General features: G+C 45.9%; 15 protein-coding genes. 4 read left to right on the top strand and 11 right to left on the bottom strand.

Going from position 1 to position 12,904, the window contains the following annotated elements; genetic code table 11:
- Positions 1-241: 241 nt before the first annotated feature.
- From rocF to CHH60_RS29350, 4 genes are all read right to left on the bottom strand, one after another.
- Positions 242-1,210: an arginase gene (rocF, locus tag CHH60_RS29365; RefSeq protein ID WP_341173653.1), complete on the bottom strand. Its 969-nt coding sequence runs from the start codon at positions 1,208-1,210 to the stop codon at positions 242-244.
- Positions 1,211-1,297: 87 nt separating this feature from the next.
- Complete coding sequence (locus tag CHH60_RS29360; RefSeq protein WP_095362352.1) at positions 1,298-2,491, bottom strand: ornithine--oxo-acid transaminase; 1,194 nt, start codon at positions 2,489-2,491, stop codon at positions 1,298-1,300.
- 125 nt (positions 2,492-2,616) lie between these two features.
- Positions 2,617-3,273 carry an amino acid ABC transporter permease gene (locus CHH60_RS29355; RefSeq protein WP_095362351.1) on the bottom strand — a complete coding sequence of 219 codons (657 nt, stop codon included), beginning with the start codon at positions 3,271-3,273 and terminating at the stop codon, positions 2,617-2,619.
- A gap of 23 nt (positions 3,274-3,296) precedes the next feature.
- Complete coding sequence (locus CHH60_RS29350) at positions 3,297-4,118, bottom strand: transporter substrate-binding domain-containing protein (RefSeq protein ID WP_095362350.1); 822 nt, start codon at positions 4,116-4,118, stop codon at positions 3,297-3,299.
- Between the two features lie 325 nt (positions 4,119-4,443).
- On the opposite strand from CHH60_RS29350, the gene CHH60_RS29345 reads away from it, so the two are divergent.
- Positions 4,444-5,088: a GntR family transcriptional regulator gene (locus CHH60_RS29345; RefSeq protein WP_095362349.1), complete on the top strand. Its 645-nt coding sequence runs from the start codon at positions 4,444-4,446 to the stop codon at positions 5,086-5,088.
- Positions 5,089-5,201: 113 nt separating this feature from the next.
- On the opposite strand, the gene CHH60_RS29340 is transcribed toward CHH60_RS29345, so the two are convergent.
- A complete protein-coding gene (locus tag CHH60_RS29340; protein WP_303621390.1) occupies positions 5,202-5,927 on the bottom strand; it encodes a class I SAM-dependent methyltransferase in 726 nt (241 codons plus the stop codon).
- 164 nt (positions 5,928-6,091) lie between these two features.
- Here CHH60_RS29340 and CHH60_RS29335 point away from each other — a divergent pair, with 164 nt between their 5' ends.
- On the top strand, positions 6,092-6,436 hold the full coding sequence (locus CHH60_RS29335; RefSeq protein WP_095362347.1) for a hypothetical protein: 345 nt from the start codon (positions 6,092-6,094) through the stop codon (positions 6,434-6,436).
- A 214-nt stretch (positions 6,437-6,650) separates the two neighbouring features.
- Here CHH60_RS29335 and CHH60_RS29330 read toward each other — a convergent pair whose 3' ends face one another.
- From CHH60_RS29330 to CHH60_RS29315, 4 genes are all read right to left on the bottom strand, one after another.
- Positions 6,651-6,878 carry a cold-shock protein gene (locus CHH60_RS29330; RefSeq protein ID WP_095362346.1) on the bottom strand — a complete coding sequence of 76 codons (228 nt, stop codon included), beginning with the start codon at positions 6,876-6,878 and terminating at the stop codon, positions 6,651-6,653.
- Between the two features lie 187 nt (positions 6,879-7,065).
- Positions 7,066-7,266, bottom strand: a complete 201-nt coding sequence (locus CHH60_RS29325) for a cold-shock protein (protein WP_024633772.1) — start codon at positions 7,264-7,266, stop codon at positions 7,066-7,068.
- Positions 7,267-7,659: 393 nt separating this feature from the next.
- Positions 7,660-7,896 carry a DUF6953 family protein gene (locus tag CHH60_RS29320; RefSeq protein ID WP_095293548.1) on the bottom strand — a complete coding sequence of 79 codons (237 nt, stop codon included), beginning with the start codon at positions 7,894-7,896 and terminating at the stop codon, positions 7,660-7,662.
- A gap of 144 nt (positions 7,897-8,040) precedes the next feature.
- Positions 8,041-8,829: a CPBP family intramembrane glutamic endopeptidase gene (locus tag CHH60_RS29315; protein WP_095362345.1), complete on the bottom strand. Its 789-nt coding sequence runs from the start codon at positions 8,827-8,829 to the stop codon at positions 8,041-8,043.
- Between the two features lie 306 nt (positions 8,830-9,135).
- Between CHH60_RS29315 and CHH60_RS29310 the strand changes: the two genes are divergently transcribed.
- On the top strand, positions 9,136-9,807 hold the full coding sequence (locus tag CHH60_RS29310) for a phosphatase PAP2 family protein (protein ID WP_095362344.1): 672 nt from the start codon (positions 9,136-9,138) through the stop codon (positions 9,805-9,807).
- Between the two features lie 126 nt (positions 9,808-9,933).
- Here the strand turns inward: CHH60_RS29310 and CHH60_RS29305 are convergent, their stop codons facing one another.
- Positions 9,934-10,713, bottom strand: coding sequence for a helix-turn-helix transcriptional regulator (locus CHH60_RS29305; protein ID WP_095362343.1), 780 nt, complete (start codon positions 10,711-10,713; stop codon positions 9,934-9,936).
- Positions 10,714-10,824: 111 nt separating this feature from the next.
- Here CHH60_RS29305 and pyk point away from each other — a divergent pair, with 111 nt between their 5' ends.
- Positions 10,825-12,240 carry a pyruvate kinase gene (gene pyk / locus CHH60_RS29300; RefSeq protein WP_095362342.1) on the top strand — a complete coding sequence of 472 codons (1,416 nt, stop codon included), beginning with the start codon at positions 10,825-10,827 and terminating at the stop codon, positions 12,238-12,240.
- Between the two features lie 98 nt (positions 12,241-12,338).
- On the opposite strand, the gene CHH60_RS29295 is transcribed toward pyk, so the two are convergent.
- Positions 12,339-12,788, bottom strand: a complete 450-nt coding sequence (locus tag CHH60_RS29295) for an SRPBCC family protein (protein WP_095362341.1) — start codon at positions 12,786-12,788, stop codon at positions 12,339-12,341.
- Positions 12,789-12,904 lie beyond the last annotated feature (116 nt).

The following is a 12,904-nucleotide window of genomic DNA, read 5'->3' as shown; positions in this document are numbered from 1 at the left end:
GAGTTTAATTATGCAAGTACTTTTTTCGAAAAAAGTTAAAACCATATTTCTAACCTTCTAACCCTGTCTTCCACGGCACACTCAATTCATTTATAAGAGAATAACAAAAAGCCAGAAAAGCCTCTCTCCCTCCTTCAAGGAAGGCACGTTCGAGACTCGGTTCCGGCTTTTCATAAAACTTCTTCCTTCTATATAAGAGACTTCTTAGGACCATGCGATCTTTCCACTCCATTGTAACTCATTACAATATGCGTTTCCCCAGCAGCGACGCAATGAGTTCTACCCCCAACCTCGCAGTGTGTCTATTATGATCGAATAACGGATTGACCTCCACAAGTTCCATAGAGGTAATACGATTCGTGGAAGCCAGTAACTCCAGTGCAAAATGCGCTTCACGGTAGTTCAACCCTCCCGGGACCGGTGTACCCACCCCTGGTGCTTCACGAGGATCGAGGCAATCCATATCGAAGCTAAGATGAATCCCGTCACTTCCCTTTCCTGCCACAGCCACCGCTTGTTCGACAACCCACTGGATTCCCATTCGGTCTATATCATGCATTGTGAAGCTTTTGATTCCATGTGCTCTAATCTGCTCTTTCTCATACTCATCAATATCCCGCAACCCGACGTACACCAGATTGGAAGGATTAATAAATGGACCAACCCCAGGGATATGGGATAAATTAAACACCGAATGTCCCAGTGCAGCAGCCAGACTCATCCCATGCATGTTACCGGACAAACTGCGCTCCTCGGTATTCAGGTCAGCATGAGCATCGAACCAGATTACACCCAAGTTTGAATAATGAGAAGTTAACCCCGCCATAGTACCGATTGCCACACTGTGGTCTCCTCCGAGAACAAGCGGGAACACACCCCCTGCTACCACACGCGACACTTCGGCGCACACCCGTTCACTCACTTGGCGTACTTCACGCAAATACTTAGCACGATTACGGTCAATTGGTGCATCAGCTACCAACGGACATTCCACACGCACTTCCTCCGTCAGAACCAATCCGAGTCTCGCAATCTCCCGCTTCAGCCCAGCTGTAATCAGCTCATCCGGACCTAACTCTGCACCCCCGCGAGCACCCCCGAGGCCAAAAGGAACTTTAATAACAGCCACCTGGCGCTGCTCCTTAGAACTTAACCCCATTTCAATAGCAGTCTCCAGCTTGCCTGCAGTTTCCGTATTATGATTCCCCATACAGATCAGCCCCTTCGCGGCTTATTTCTAAAGCAATGTGTTATAATTAGAACCGATTTCTCATCCACCTATCCAGACTCCCATCCCTTAATCCTTTAAGACCTCCTTAATTCTTTCTAATGCCCAATTGATTTCATCTTCCGTTATGGTAAGAGGGGGTGCAAAGCGAATCGTTGTCTCATGCGTTTCCTTGCACAGCAATCCTGCTGTCATTAGTTGCTCGCAATATGGACGGGCAGGCACTTGAAGTTCGACACCTATAAACAACCCTTTTCCTCGTACCTCTTTTACCGCAGCGCTCCTAATCCCCTTGAGATGTTGCATAAAATAATTCCCCAGACGCTCCGATCGCTCCGCCAGTCGTTCATCTTCCAATACCTGCAGCGCTGCAACAGCCACCGCACAAGCAAGCGGATTGCCTCCAAATGTGGAGCCATGAGAGCCAGGCTCGAACAAATCAAGGATCTCTGCATCTGCTGCCACAGCCGAGATCGGCATAATTCCTCCACCAAGTGCTTTACCCATGATCCAGAGATCAGGTATTGCCCCTTCCCAATCAGAAGCAAAACGGCGTCCCGTTCGACCAAAACCCGTCTGGATCTCATCCGCCACCGTTAACACCTGCATTTTCTTACATAGTTCAAAAGCTTCCGCAAGGTATCCATCCGGCGGGATGATTATACCTGCCTCACCCTGAATCGGTTCCACCAGAAACGCCGCAGTATTTGGAGTGATCGCTTGCCTCAATGCATCGATGTCTCCATAAGGAATAATGCGAAATCCGGGCGTGAATGGACCAAAGTCCTTTTGGTACGCAGCAGAAGAGGAGAAAGACGTGACTGTCAACGTTCTTCCATGGAAGTTACCGGAGCAGACGATAATTTCAGCTTGATTTTCAGGGACACCTTTACAACGATAGGCCCATCTGCGCACAGCCTTAACTGCCGTTTCCACTGCTTCAGCACCCGTATTCATCGCAAGAATCTTCGTTTTGCCAGTAAATTGCGAGAGTTTCTGATAAAAAAGGGAGGCTGCACTGCTGTGAAACGCCCGCGAAGTCAACGTAACCCGGTCAGCCTGATCCTTCAGCGCCTGAATAATCACAGGATGCCTATGTCCATGGTTCAACGCCGAATATGCACTTAGCATATCCATGTATCGACGACCTTCAGGGTCTTGAACCCAAACCCCCTCGGCTGTTTCAATGACAATCGGGAGCGGATGATAGTTAGGCGCAGCATATTGTTCCGACCATTCCAACCATTTTTGAGAGTCTGACATTACTCCTCAGCACCTCCTGCCGATCTGTATACAAAATACAATATCAATGTATGCTCAGCCTTCTCTATTTACGACCCCTTCACCACCAATTCCACCATAGCCCTGGTACAGCGGGTAAATCTCAATTAACGGGAAGCAGAGAGCCTCCGTTCTACCCAGGCAAGCAGATTAGCCAGCGTAAATGTGATCACAAAATAGAGTGCAGCAGCCACGAGGAGCGGTGCGAGTGGTTGAAAGGTAACACCTTGAACAGCTCTGGCCGTGTAGATAATCTCGGCAATCCCAATCATGGAGACAAGGGAAGAATCTTTAATAATGATAATGAATTCATTACCGATTGCCGGCAGCATGTTGCGAAACGCCTGAGGCAGTATAATGTAGCGAAGCGTCATGCCATGGGTGAAACCAAGTGAACGAGCAGCTTCTGTCTGCCCTTTGTCAATTGCCTGGATTCCTGCCCGAAACACTTCCGCCATATAAGCAGAACTATTAATGGTTAGTGCCACAACCCCTGACATAAATGCCGGCAAATTGATGCCGATCACCGTCAGACCATAGTGAATGATAAGAATTTGCACCAACATCGGTGTACCCCGAATGAGTTCAATATAGGCTGATGCCAAAAATTTGAATGGCCACACACATGATATACGCAGTAGTGCAACCAAAACCCCAAGGATGGTGCCCAGCAGGACGCCAAAGAAAGACAATTCCAACGTCACCCACGCACTTCTTGCGTAATCCTGCCAATGATCCGATAAAAACGAAAAATCTAAATTCACGGCATATCCCTCACTCGCCAGGCTTAGTCCCCAACCAACTCATTAGCTTCAATGACGAAACGTTCGATGTCACCGTTACTTTTGAGCTTCTGGAGTGTAGCGTTAATTTGTTTCACCAACTCCTCATTTCCTTTTTTGACGGCAATTGCCGATCCAGCTTCATCTTCGGCTTGTTCAATCTTTACGTCCGACAAGGCAAGTCCCTGCTGATTCTTCACATACTGTTCCGCTACCGGCTTCTCCAAAATGAGCGCATCCACGCGGCCAGTCTGCAATTCCAGAATTAACTCAGGTATTTTCGCTAGGGATGTGAGTTTGGCACCATCTATCCCTTGAGCAATCCCTTCTTGAATGGAGCTTTTCTGCACACCGACCTGCTTGCCTGACAGATCATTCAGCGAACCTAACGCTCCACCCTCACCCTCCCGGACAAGCACTGCCTGTTCTGCATAGTAATAGATATCCGTGAAATCCACGTTCTCCTTCCGCTCTTCGGTTGGGGTTAGGCCCGAGATCACAAAATCCACCTTTTCTGTGTCCAGCGCCATGAGGAGACCATCAAAATCCATGTCTTCAATCTTCAACTCGGCCCCCATATCCGCCGCAATAGCTTTGGCAATCTCGATATCGAAACCAACTATTGTGTCTTTGCCATCGATGCTCTTATGAAACTCATAGGGCGCGTAATCTGCGCTGGTACCAAGGACAATGACTTCCTTCTCTGTTGCGTCACCTTCAGTGGTCGAAGCCGGAGCCGAAGGATTGCCTGCTGTCTGTTCCTGCCCACAAGCCGACATGATCACAACCATCAACGATAACAACACCTGTAAAAGAATTCTTTTCACAGAGCATACCCCTATTCTTTTTTTTGGAATGATACACATCTGAATCTGTATACAATATACAACATACTATATAAGGAACTTTATGTAAGTTATACTAACAAACATTTGCATTTTCGGCAATAACTTTCAACCATTTATGGACTTATATTCCATTATACGTAACATATCTAACACTTAAATAACATTAAATAGGCATTTAAGTTAGCTTGCCCAACTTCCCCCTCGGTGTTAAGATGATAAAAACTTATAACACCTGAACGGCGCACCACACTTGGGCCTAGCTCGCACATCCTATCATTACTATATACAGAAGGAGGAATTCGGTATGGAATTACCTAAATACCGTTCCTTGAAAGATCACGTTTACGACTATATCGCCCAGAAGATTCAGGACGGAACACTGCTCCCCAATCAGAAGATCAACGAAGCAGAGATATGCAAAAAGCTGGACATCAGTCGCACTCCGACAAGAGAGGCGCTGTTTCAGCTTGCATCAGACAATCTGCTGCAATATATTCCGCGCCGGGGTTTTATTGTTGCTCCTTTTGATTCTGGCAAAAAGCTTGAATTCTCCCAGGCCATCGGGGTACTGGAAGCTCTCGCCGCCACACTGGCAGCTGATCATTTGAGATCATCCGACCTACTTGAGATGGAAGCACTTATCGCAAGAATGGATGAAGACATTGCTCAGCTCGATCTTACCGCCTATAGTAAAGACCAATATCAATTTCACAACTTGTACATCCAACGATGTGGCAATTCAACCGTTATTGAAATGTTGGATACATTGAAAAACAGCTTCATTCGCCAGTCCTATGTAAGTGACAACAAATCGAAGTTATCCGGGGTTCTTCAGCAGGTTAACGAGGAACATCGCCAGATTCTTAACGCCTTCCGTACCAACGACAAACCGCAATTGGAGTCCCTCCTCAAACATCACTGGCGAATTATCGACAACGATATGCTGTAATCACTTCCCGGGCCGGCATTCAAACTGCAGTACAAAAAGGCAACTCACCCTGTGAGTTGCCTTATCCTTTTCTCACACCAATACCTTACGCTTAAGTTCACCTTCATCAGCATTCATCTCTCGTCAGGCGGGACCTTTGCATCAAAAACGGCATAACCCAACCTTTTACCGTATCTCGCCAGCAATTGGTCATTGGTTTCACTCATGCGCTGGACCTGTTCGTCCTCAAACATAGCCATGTCCAGTTCCCGGTACGGATCATGATCCACTCCCCATTTCCCCATGGAGCGAGAGTGCTCACGAACCAACACGCTGGTAAATCCGCACTGTTTGAGCCGCTTCTTCCATACCGTCATGGTGGCCAGTGTCCTCATTCCATAAAAACGCTTCAACCTGCGGCTCATCAGTTCAGTTTTCCGTCCGCACAAAACCATCTCCCTGTCAATCAAACGCCCTCCTGGTTTCAAAACCCGCTTATATTCGGAGAGCGCAGCGCGCCAGCGAGTAAATATCGTAACCGACTCTACAAACACCACATCAAATCGATGATCCGCAAAAGGTAACGCAGTGACATCTGCCTGAATAAAACGAATATCCAGCCGTTCACGTCTTGCTCTTCTGACCGCTTTCTCCAGCATCTGACGGTGAAGATCAATCGCCGTCACCCGATACCCATTCCGAGCGAGATAACATGCCGTCCTCCCTGTACCACATCCTACTTCCAATACTTGCCCCCGTTCAGGAAGAGACAAGGAATCGATTAATTGCACTGTCGCCATGAATCCGCCAGGATGCGCACTTCCTTCACCGAGTTTAGCCAATAAATCATGATAATCCAAAGTTTCCAGCCCCCTTCCCTCCTCCAGTGTATGGAGCAATGACAAAAGCGGCACATCCCTATACATTTTCCGGGTACTCGTCCATACCAATTCACTCTTTTTTTACTATGATATACAAACCGTTGATTCCAAGCGGCAAACCGCAAAATCTGAGGAGGATATGCATGCACAGAATTCATCCGGTATGTGAAGAGACGGTGTCTCCGCACGTTGGACGCCCGGTATGTATGATTATGAAAGATGGCAAGCACATATACGGTACACTTGGAGGCTGCCGGGATGGCAAGATTTATGTCAGCGGAAGTTTCGAAGGCCCACGCTTGTGCTCTGTAAAATCCAAACAGCAGCTGCGCAGAAAAGGGAAAAACAACGCAGTTACCGCAAAAAGAGTAAAGTCTTCCGCTTATGGCCCTTACGGATACGGGTACGGCGGGGGTTACGGATACGGGGCCGGATATGATTTGGCGCTGGTAACCACATTATTCTTGCTTCCATTCCTTTTCATCTAAGCAAGCATACTCACTAGCTATTTTAAAATAAAAACGCCCCTCATGATGGTACTGCCATGAGGGGTGTTTGTTATATTTCAATATTTCAAAACGTATAAAAAAGGCATTCGCCAAAACGAATGCCGGGAATTTCATATTTCATTACCCGTACCTTTGCACAAGATGTCAGATCTGAGTTAAAAAAAAACACCTCGTTAGAGGCGGGTAAGCTATGTTAAATCCGAGTTCCTTTAGACATCGTCTTCATGTTACTGTTCGAATTTTCAAGCAATGGCAGCATCCTAGTCGTGCTAACCATCTCAGAAGCACATATCGGACAAGTAGGCACGCTATCAAACGCAAAATTGTCCCGCATCCATCCTTTGCACGTTTCACTCGTACACTCCCAGATTGCCGCATCCGCTTGTGGAATTTCTTCCAATGGCTTTTTGCGATTATACATGACTTCTACCCCCTTGTTATGGAAAGACATCTAACCGACGTTATTTCACAGAAGCCTATACTTAGCGGAAGTCTTGAACCCGCTGGGCTACTGCTTCGACAACTTATTGGGCCGACTTACATCTATCTGCTCAAAAAAAAGAAGCTGCCTTTACCATTATAACATGTTAAAGGCAGCTATGCTTTAATTACAGTTTTACAACTTCTTCTGCTTGAGGACCACGGTTTCCTTGTACAATTTTAAATTGCACGCGTTGACCTTCGTCCAGCGTTTTGAAGCCTTCGCCTGTAATAGCGCTGAAGTGTACGAATACATCTTCTCCGCCTTCAACTTCGATGAAACCGAAGCCTTTATCAGCGTTGAACCATTTTACTGTTCCGTTTTGCATGTGAATTACACCTCCAAATAAAGATTAACATGTTCCTTTGTTCTTTGCAGCAAGCAAATAAAAATTCACACATTGAAAAAGGTACCAGTCATAACCTATAAGTGATCGCCCTTTACAATATGTGAATTAGGTTTTCCACTCTCTCTACAACTTGTTCTTATTATAACTCTAATTCTGCCAAAAAGCAAATCTTTGTATTTTCTTTTCAAACAGCTTTGGAAATACATGTTATTCGTGCTGCCGTGGACAAGTCTTGTTCAAAAGCACATCCCCTGCTGTGCGGTCTTATGAAAGGATATGCAGATCTGAACCAACTTATACACTTTTTATAAAATATTTTGGCATGCATATCCATTTCAATTAGATTCACTCATCCTATACATCCAAATGAACCTACGTCCAAGCCCACATAAAGGCATCCCGATCCCAGGCGATCTGCCCGCCATGGAGCTTTCGGAATGCTTTTTTCACTTCTTTGGATAAAGAAGCATTCCCGTTCTCATTAACAAAAACAAATTCATCACCAAAATGAGTCTTCACGTATTCAATTGCAGCTTCCTGCTTCAATGTTCCGGTAAACTTAATCTCCTGAACCATCCATTCGGCAACTTCTTGTGCTGTTTTTTCCATCCTTACTCACCTGCTGTCTATTCTAATGTGCGAAAGGGGCTGACACAGGAAACCGTATCCCATGTCACCCCTACCGCCAGACTGAAGTATAACACGAGTACACCACAAGTGCTAAATGCGGTTACCAAGTCGCCTTAGGAACATTTAATGTGTAACTTCATGTCCAGCAGCTCCACCACTGGCAGAGATCCTTTTTTCTTTTCGAGCACCATAGATCAACCATAAACAGTGAACAGCAAGAACGATTAACAAGAAAAGATCATAAGGAAGAGTATTCGTATCCTGGAGGTCATCACTTAGGAATTGGATCAAATTATGTATGAAGTGAAACAGAATCAAGGGAATGATGTTCCCGTTTTTCAGCATTAACAGCGCCAGTACAGCTCCGAGCAGTAATGCATAGATCAGCTGCAGCATCGTATCAGCCATACTTTGACCTGAGAGTGCATTCAACATATGTGTAATGGAAAATAAAATGCTTGAGGTCACTACCGCTGCCACTGCACTCTTGCGAAGTAATGTTTTGAATATTAGTCCGCGGTATACGGTTTCTTCCACAAAGGCGACGAGCAGCGTAAAAAAGATAAAAAAGGCTACTTTCGCTAAAGTCAGCTCCGCAAAACCCTTCAGGGCGATTGTACCCAGTACAAGGAGTAGCGGAATATAATACTTTGCGTGCTGAACCGGGATGGTTCTTAGGGAACGAAACCCCGTCTCGGCCCATCTGCGCCGCAGGGTCAGATAAATGATGAGCACAACAGCCATCGGCGTAAAGGACATAAGCACTGGAGACGTGTAATCCAACTGTTTCACCGTCGCGACAGCCCCTGCTGCAAATACAGCGAGCAAGAGCAGCAGTTCAATGATGATCACAGCCAGTACCGGTCTGCGTACGGAGAACGATGGTTTTTTTCCGATTTGCGGGGTTGCCATGGATAAATCAGCCTCATTTCATTGTCATCTGTCGTTGTCATGCGAATTTAATATGACAATTTAGTTGTATCACATCAGCGGACATTCGAATATCCTTTTTTGGATAAAATTATAAAAGTAACAAAATAGAGACTTTCTCCACCCTCTTTTCCCCTAAAATCAGGTATGGCTTGTGTTCGAAATTGTCATCATAGTAGTACGCAAGTTGTTGGCTGCAGGGTTAACCATACTCTGCAGCGTCTTATATTAAAGAGAAAAGAGTAAAATATTGAACGTGCACGATGCATAACAAATCAGGGGGTCAATATGAAAGAACTATTTCTGCGCTGGGGGCATCTGCTGGCTATACTCTGCATACCACTTCAAGGCACCATATATGTTTTTCTAGGCAGTAATCCGGGTGACAATGTCTTCTACAATTACGCTTGGATTGATACACAAATTCCATTTATCAAAGAATTTATCTACCCATACATCAGTTGGATGCCCATTCTATACCTTGGCTTTATCTATCTGGGCCTGACTAATAAATCGTTATTCTGGCGTACACTACTGACCTATAATGTCGGGGTCATCGCGGCCAACATCTGTTTTGCAGTCTTTCCAACGCATGTCCCGCGGCCAATGGTTGGCGGAACCGATCTGAGCAGTACGCTAGTTCAGTTCATCTATGCCAATGATGCTCCATTCAACTGTTTTCCAAGCGTTCACTGCCTCACAAGTTATCTGCTCTTTATAATCATTAATCGACACTTGAATTTCCGACCACTCGCCCGAATCTCTTGGTCAGTGTGGCTCTGGCTGATCATTGCCTCAACGGTGTTTGTAAAACAGCACTCCCTGCTGGATGTTGCAGGCGGAATTCTGTTTGCGGAAGCAGCGTATTGGGCCGTCCGGGCAGTCTTGGCCCGCAGCAGCCTTGCCCGCAAAAAAACAAAGCAGCATGTAGGTGCCACCAATACAAGCAGCAATGCTTAATCACTCCTTACAAGCAGCAAGGATATATGCTGCATGACATCAAAAGAGGGCCAGCGGCCCTCTTTTTTTGCACATCTATATAGAAGAAACCAAAAACCGACCTACCTTCAGGGTTAAAGTTCCGTCTTAAATCACAGGAGGACGCTCATGGAGCCAGTCGGAAGGCTGGGTTCCGGTTATGCGCTTGAATATGCGGTAAAAGTACGACAAGTCCCGATAACCAAGAAATTCGGCAATCTCCTGAATGGACAACTGTGATTCGGTGAGGAGATATAATGCTCGTTTCATCCGCTGGTCATGCACATACTGGCTGATCGTTTGATTCGTCATGCTTTTGAACAACGCTGCTGCATAATTGGGCGTCTTGCCAATCACATCTCCGAGATCATCCTTCGTTAACTTTTCCCGGTAATGGCGCTCAATGTATCGTTTCATCCGCTCTGCGTGCATATGTTTCTCTGGTGGAATAACTCCTCGGTCCAGTTCCCGATTCACATAAATCAACACTTCCATCAATAACGCCTGACTCATCATGACATAATAAGAAGGACGCTCCTGCCACTGCTGGTGAATCGCCTTCATGCGTTCATGAATCAGCTCGTAACATCCGGGTCTATGCAGTAACGCTTCTGCCCGTTCCAATGCAGGCAATCCATCGGCATGATCTCCTTGCAAATGGACAACAATTTGAGTGTGCGTTACCGTAGGAATGCTTTTGCCATAATAGGAGACATCACCGGGAATCAACAACAATTCACCCTTCTCCATAATCAGTTTCTCGCCGTTCACCCAATATACACATTTTCCATATGTAACCAAGCTGAGCCGCCAGGTTCCTTCGGTTTGCACCGCTTCTTCGTACCAACCGACGCCATTAATATGCCTTACTTCTAACGGAATGACCATAACTCACCTCCATACTGGACTATACTCCAATGATTGTACTATAGTTCATACCCTGATTCGACAGAAAACGCTACAATACACATATAAGCAAAATATGAGGAGGAAATCAGCATGTTGAAAACAAAGATTATTTGTACTATGGGACCTGCTTGTGACTCGATCGAAACATTGAAAGTAATGATTCAGGAAGGCATGACGGTGGCCCGTCTGAATATGGCTCACGGTGAGCTGGAAGACCACGTTACCCGGATTAACAACATCCGCCAAGCAGCTTCCGAACTGAACAAATATATACCTATTATGATGGACATCAAAGGACCGGAAGTTCGGATCGGTAAACTGAAAGAAGCATCCTGCCACTTGCAAGCAGGCAAAGAGCTCATTCTGACAACAGAAGAAATCCTGGGTGACGCAGAGCGCATCTCCGTAAACTATCCTGAATTGAATCTCGTTGTGAAGCCTGGCGATCGCATCCTGATTGACGATGGTCTGGTAGATCTGACTGTACTCTCTGTAGAAGGTTCGGATATTCATTGCAAAATCATCAGCGGTGGCATTCTTAAACCACGTAAAGGCGTTAACTTGCCAGGAATCAAAACGACTCTGCCGGGTGTAACCGAGCGTGACGTTATGCACATCGGATTCGGGATCGAAAACGATATCGAAATCATTGCCGCTTCTTTTGTTCGCAAAGGCGATGACATTCGTGAAATTCGCAGCATCCTGAAAGAACGCGGTGCAGAACACGTGCAGATTATCTCCAAAATTGAAAATCAGGAAGGTATGACCAACCTGAACGATATTATTGAGGCTTCTGACGGTATCATGGTAGCTCGTGGTGACCTCGGGGTTGAAGTGCCGATTGAAGATGTACCTATGATGCAAAAAGAAATGATCGACAAATGTAACCGTGCAGGTAAACCGGTTATCGTTGCTACGCACATGCTGGAATCCATGCAAGTTAACCCGCGTCCAACCCGTTCCGAAGTCAGCGACGTAGCGAATGCCGTTCTTCAAGGCGCAGACGTAGTCATGCTGTCCGGTGAATCGGCTGCAGGTAAATATCCTGTCCAATCTGTTCGCACAATGGCTGCTGTTGCACGTCGTGCTGAAACGATGATTGATTACAAAGAGCAATTCGGTCAAAAATCAGCTGCACAAGTAGCCGACATTACGGAAGTTATCAGTCAGGGAGCTGTAAGTTCCTCTCTTGTACTGAATGCCAAAGCGATTATCACTTCCACAGAAAGTGGCTTCACAGCACGCATGATCTCCAAGTACCGTCCGAAAGCACCGATTATCGCCGTGACTCAGCATGAAGAAGTACTCGCTAAAATTTGCTTGCTCTCCGGCGTTATCCCGGTTATGGGCGACAAAGTAACGACGACGGATGAAATGTTCGAATCTGCTACACGTAACGCAATCAAAACAGGTTATATCGAAAAAGGCGACATTATCGTGTTGTCCGCAGGTGTACCTATCGGTCAATCCGGTAATACCAACCTGATCAAGGTTCAACAAGTATAATTCAATCGATACTGTTAAAATATAGACAAATAAAATCCACCGAAGGCTCGGCTGCCTTTCGGTGGATTTTTTTATGTGACGACTCAGGTATATTTTTTTTACCAGCCGAAGTCCAACGTTTTTCCCGTTTCTACCCAGGTTTTGATACTGCTTAAAATCATCCACCAGCTGTTCTGCGCGCTTGCATAGGAAGGATGATTCTCCGTAAACTGATCATTGATCAAAGTCAGTTTGGTACACTCGCCCACGGTTTCGAGCTGGAAGACCACTCTGGATTCAAGATCCGTATGATTCGCATGATACGAGGGTCCGGGATGCTCCCGATAACTGAGTCTGGATAAAGATTCGAACTCTAAAATGTCACCGTACACATGGACGGTTTCAGCACCATCATTGCCTGGTCCTACATAAGCAAACGGCTGGCCTGGTTGAAAATTGGAACGAAGTTCACTGCCAAAGAAACTGCTTCGTGTGCCGTCAGGTGAAATCAGGGCATTCCACACGTCTTCCAGCCCGGCGTTGATATAAAATTCATATTTTAATTCCATGAACTCACTCCCCTATGCAATGGATATGCGATCTACCAACTCGCACTCCTATCCTATCGTTATACCCTTAACTTCGTATTGTAAAAACACGACAACCGGAAAAATAAGAGCAGGAT

Origin of the sequence: Paenibacillus sp. 7523-1 (genome assembly GCF_002276415.1) — a bacterium.
Classification (GTDB): domain Bacteria; phylum Bacillota; class Bacilli; order Paenibacillales; family Paenibacillaceae; genus Paenibacillus; species Paenibacillus illinoisensis_A.
The sequence above is the reverse complement of the archived record's forward strand: the minus strand, read 5'-3'. Positions and strand labels throughout refer to the sequence as shown.

What these genes read in the sequence shown, in the direction of transcription:
- CHH60_RS29320 (WP_095293548.1), bottom strand. Translation starts at nt 7,896, where the DNA reads ATGGAAAAAACAGCACAAGAAGTTGCCGAATGGATGGTTCAGGAGATT.
- CHH60_RS29310 (WP_095362344.1), top strand. Translation starts at nt 9,136, where the DNA reads ATGAAAGAACTATTTCTGCGCTGGGGGCATCTGCTGGCTATACTCTGC.
- CHH60_RS29360 (WP_095362352.1), bottom strand. Translation starts at nt 2,491, where the DNA reads ATGTCAGACTCTCAAAAATGGTTGGAATGGTCGGAACAATATGCTGCG.
- CHH60_RS29330 (WP_095362346.1), bottom strand. Translation starts at nt 6,878, where the DNA reads ATGTATAATCGCAAAAAGCCATTGGAAGAAATTCCACAAGCGGATGCG.
- rocF (WP_341173653.1), bottom strand. Translation starts at nt 1,210, where the DNA reads ATGGGGAATCATAATACGGAAACTGCAGGCAAGCTGGAGACTGCTATT.
- CHH60_RS29345 (WP_095362349.1), top strand. Translation starts at nt 4,444, where the DNA reads ATGGAATTACCTAAATACCGTTCCTTGAAAGATCACGTTTACGACTAT.
- CHH60_RS29295 (WP_095362341.1), bottom strand. Translation starts at nt 12,788, where the DNA reads ATGGAATTAAAATATGAATTTTATATCAACGCCGGGCTGGAAGACGTG.
- CHH60_RS29325 (WP_024633772.1), bottom strand. Translation starts at nt 7,266, where the DNA reads ATGCAAAACGGAACAGTAAAATGGTTCAACGCTGATAAAGGCTTCGGT.
- CHH60_RS29335 (WP_095362347.1), top strand. Translation starts at nt 6,092, where the DNA reads ATGCACAGAATTCATCCGGTATGTGAAGAGACGGTGTCTCCGCACGTT.
- CHH60_RS29315 (WP_095362345.1), bottom strand. Translation starts at nt 8,829, where the DNA reads ATGGCAACCCCGCAAATCGGAAAAAAACCATCGTTCTCCGTACGCAGA.
- pyk (WP_095362342.1), top strand. Translation starts at nt 10,825, where the DNA reads ATGTTGAAAACAAAGATTATTTGTACTATGGGACCTGCTTGTGACTCG.
- CHH60_RS29305 (WP_095362343.1), bottom strand. Translation starts at nt 10,713, where the DNA reads ATGGTCATTCCGTTAGAAGTAAGGCATATTAATGGCGTCGGTTGGTAC.